The organism is Nocardia sp. NPDC003963 (genome assembly GCF_053605105.1).
In genome coordinates this window covers 1-4454 of record NZ_JBSGIP010000106.1, presented here as the reverse complement: position 1 = coordinate 4454, position 4454 = coordinate 1, and the positions used below count along the sequence as shown (strand labels likewise).

The following is a 4454-nucleotide window of genomic DNA, read 5'->3' as shown; positions in this document are numbered from 1 at the left end:
CTGGCGTCGCTGGATCCGGCGGATCTGGCGGGTATGGAAGTGATCATCGCCGGTGGTGAAGCCATCTCGGCGGATCTCGTCGCGAAATGGTCGACCGCGCCGGAGGGTGGGGTCGCGCGTCGCTTCCACAATGCCTACGGTCCGACCGAGGCGACGGTCGCCACGAATATCAGTGGTGTGCTGAGTGCCGGTGACCGGGTCACGATCGGTGGTCCGGTGCGGGGTATGCGCACGCTCGTGCTCGACGATCGGTTGAATCCGGTACCCGAGGGTGTGGCCGGGGAACTGTATGTCGGTGGGATCCAGTTGGCGCGTGGTTATCACGCGCGGGCCGGTTTGACTGCTGAGCGTTTCGTGGCTGATCCGTTCGGTGCGCCCGGCTCGCGGTTGTACCGCACGGGTGACATCGTGCGGTGGGGTCGTAACGGTGCCGGTGATCCGGCGGTCGAGTATGTGGGTCGTAACGATTTCCAGGTGAAGGTCCGTGGTTTCCGGATCGAACTGGGCGAGATCGACGCGGCGCTCACCGGATACGAGACCGTGGACTTCGCGGTCACCACCGGGCACAAGAACGCCGCGGGCGCGGTATCGCTGGTGTCGTACGTGGTACCGGCGCCCGGCGCCACGGTCGACGTCACCGCGGTGACCGGGTACGTCGCCGAGCGGCTGCCCGACTACATGGTGCCCGCGGCCGTCATGGTCATCGACCGGATCCCGCTGACCCCCGCTGGGAAGCTGGACCGGAAAGCCCTGCCCGAACCGGTGTTCCAGGCGCGTACCGCCTTCCGCGGGCCGCGGACGCCGGTCGAGCAGATCATCGCCGAGGTTTTCGCCGAGGTGCTCGGCGTGGACCGGGTGGGCGTGGACGATTCGTTCTTCGCCCTCGGCGGCGACAGTATCGTCTCCATTCAGCTGGTGTCCCGCGCGAAGGCACGCGGCGTGGTCTTCACCCCGCGGCATGTCTTCGAACAGCGGACGGTGGCCGGGCTGGCCTCGATCGCCGAATCCGCGGACACCGAGGCCGTCGCGCCCACCCTCGTCGAAATGCCCGGCGGCGGTGTCGGCACCATGCCACCGACACCGATCGTGCGGTTCATGGCCGAACGGCCCGGTTCCTTCGGCCGGTTCCACCAGCTCATCACCCTGGACCTCCCGGTCGGTATCGACCGGGACACCATCGCCGCCGTGGTGCGCCCGGTGGTCGACCGGCACGATATGTTGCGGTCGCGCCTCTACTCCACCGACGGTGACTGGATCGTGGAAACCGCCGCGCCGGGCAGCCTCGACGTGGATGCGCTGATCGACCACACCGTGTTCGACAGTGCCGTCACCGGTGACGAACTGTCCGCGATCGCCACGGCCGCGACCGATTCCGCGCTGGACCGGCTCGATCCCGAGCAGGGTGTGGTGGTCCGGTTCGTCTGGCTGGAACCCGATACCGCCGAACGGCACGGGCATCTGGTGGTCATCGTGCACCACCTCGCGGTCGACGGTGTGTCGTGGCGTGTCCTGGTACCCGATCTGGTGCTGTCCGCCGTGGCGCGCAGCGCCGGCCAGATCCCCGAACTGCCCGCACCGGTCACCTCCGTCCGGACCTGGGCGCATGCGCTCGAACGCAATGCGCACAGCCCGGAGCGGCTCGCCGAACTGGAGTACTGGCGGACCGTCGCCGGCACCGCCGATCCGCTGCTCACCGAGCGCCGGATGGATCCGGCGGTGGATACCTCCGGAGTCGTCGCGGTCCACGCGGTACGGGTCTCACCGGAGGTCACCCAGGCGCTGCTCACCACCGTGCCGGCGCTGTTCCACGGCGGTGTGAACGACGGCCTGCTCACCGCACTCGTGCTGGCGATGGCCGCCTGGCGGGCGCGGCGGGTGCCCGGCGTGCCGTTGGACGATCCGCTGCTGGTGCGACTCGAGGGCCACGGCCGTGAGGAAGAGATCGTGCCCGGGGCGGATCTGTCCCGTACGGTCGGTTGGTTCACCGCGCTCTTCCCGGTCCGGTTCGAACCGGCCGGGATCGATATCGAGGCCGCCCTCGCCGGTGGTCCGGAACTGGGCGCCGCGCTGAAGCTGGTCAAGGAGCAATTGCTCGCGGTACCGGACAAGGGCGTCGGTTACGGCCTGCTGCGGTACATGAACTCCGAGACCGCCGCCGACTTCCCCCGGGAGATGCCGGGCCAGGTGAACTTCAACTACCTGGGCCGGGTCGGCGCCGGTGAGATCCCCGACGAGATGCACGGTTTCGGCTGGCTCCCGGCGAGCGGGCTGACCGTGGACGTCGGTTACGACTCGGATATGCCGGCCATGGCGCTGCTGGATATCAACGCCATCGTGGCCGGCGATACCCTGACCGCGCGGATGGGCTATCCGTCCACCCTGCTGTCGGCCGACGAGGCCGCCGAATTCGGTGACCTGTGGGTGCGGGCGCTGGAAGCGGTCGCCCACCATGCCGGTTCCGCGGACGCGGGCGGCCATACGCCGTCGGACTTCCCGCTGGTCGCGGTATCGCAGCCGGATATCGAGCGCATCGAGCAGCGGTTCCCGATGCCGGTCGCCGATATGTGGCCGCTGTCCTCGCTGCAGGCCGGGATGCTGTTCCACGCGCAACTCGCCGCCACCTCGGTGGATGTGTACACCGCGCAGGCGGTGCTCACGCTGACCGGCCGGGTCGACCCGGAACGACTGCGAGCGGCCGCACAGGCCCTGGTGGATCGCTACGAGAACCTGCGCACGGTATTCGTCACCGGCCGGACGGGTGATCCGGTGCAGGTCGTGCTCGACGAGGTGCGGGCCGACTGGACCGAGCACGATCGCAGTGCCACCGGTGTCTCCGACGATCTCGTCGACGCCGACCGGATGCGGCGTTTCGATCTCACCGAACCGCGGCCGATCAGGTTCACCCTGATCAAGACCGGACCCGATACCTGGCAGTTCGTGGTGTCCAACCACCACATCGTGCTCGACGGCTGGTCCATGCCGCTGCTCATGCAGGATCTGCTGGCGCTCTACGCCGTACGCGCCGACGGCAGCGCGCTGCCCGCGGCCCGCTCCTACCGGCACTTCCTGGACTGGGTCGGCCGGCAGGACCACCGGGCGTCGCTGGCGGTGTGGGCCGAGGCGCTGGCCGGGGTCAGCGAACCGACCCTGCTCAGCCGCCCGGAATCCGGCGGCGGAGATTCCGCGCACGAGATCGAGGCGCTGTCGAGCGAATACCTGTTCGAGCTGGACACCGCGGCCACCGCGCGGATCACCGCACTGGCCGCCGAACTCGGTATCACCGCCAACACGGTGTTGCAGGTGGCCTGGGCGGTACTGCTCGGCCGGATCACCGCCCGCGACGATGTGCTGTTCGGCGCCACCGTCTCCGGACGGCCGCCGCAGCTGTCCGGGGTGGAGACCATGGTCGGGTTGTTCATCAACACCGTCCCGGTGCGGGTGCGTTTCGACCAGAGCGAACCCGCCCGCGCACTGCTCACCCGGACCCAGGGCGAACAGGCCGATCTGCTGGATCACCACTATGTGGGTCTGGCGGATATCCAGGGCGCGGCGGGCGTCGCGACGCTCTTCGACACCCTGCTGGTGTTCGAGTCGTATCCGGTGGATGCCGAGGGTATCCAGGCGCAGGCCACCGATATCGACGGGATGGCGGTGACCGGGCTGAGCGCGATCGACGCCACCCACTACCCGCTGAGCCTGATCGCCTCGCTGGGCGGCACGCTGCGCCTGCGCGTCGGCTATCTGCAGGACATGTTCGACGAGCCCGCGGTGCGGCGGATCGCCGGCCAGCTGGTGCGGGTGCTCACCGCGATCACCACCGCGCCGGACCGGTCGCTCGGCGAGATCGACCTGCTCGACGGCGCGGAACGCGAACTGGTGCTGCGCCGGTGGAACGACACCGCGTATCCCGTCGATTCGGCCGCGACCCTGGTGTCGGTGTTCGGCGCGCAGCTCGCCCGCACGCCGGACGCGCCCGCGCTCACCTTCGGCGACCGGACGCTGTCCTACGCCGAGTTCGCCGCGCGGGTGAACCCGCTGGCGCGGTGGATGATCGACCGCGGGGTCGGCCCGGAATCGTATGTGGCCCTCGGTATGCGGCGTTCGATCGATCTCGTGGTCGGTATGTACGCGGTCGCTCTCGCCGGTGGTGCCTATGTACCACTGGATCCGGATCATCCGGCCGAGCGCACGGAATACATCCTGGCCACCGCGGATCCGGTCTGTGTCCTGACGTCCGGGGACGATCTGCCGATCGATACCGCCCAGGTGCGGATCGACAAGCTGGATCTGTCCGGGTACCCCGAGACGCCGGTGACGGATGTGGATCGGGTGGCGCCGTTGCGGGCGTCGAATACGGCATATGTGATTTTCACGTCGGGTTCGACGGGTCGTCCGAAGGGTGTGGCTGTTTCGCATGCGGCGATCGTGAATCGTCTGGTGTGGATGCAGTCGGA

General features: G+C 68.8%; 1 protein-coding gene. It reads left to right on the top strand.

Annotated elements, in window-relative coordinates; translation table 11 throughout:
- Positions 1-4454, top strand: a 4454-nt coding sequence (locus ACWEWT_RS38490; protein ID WP_452565887.1) for a condensation domain-containing protein, incomplete at both ends; no start/stop codon positions are given.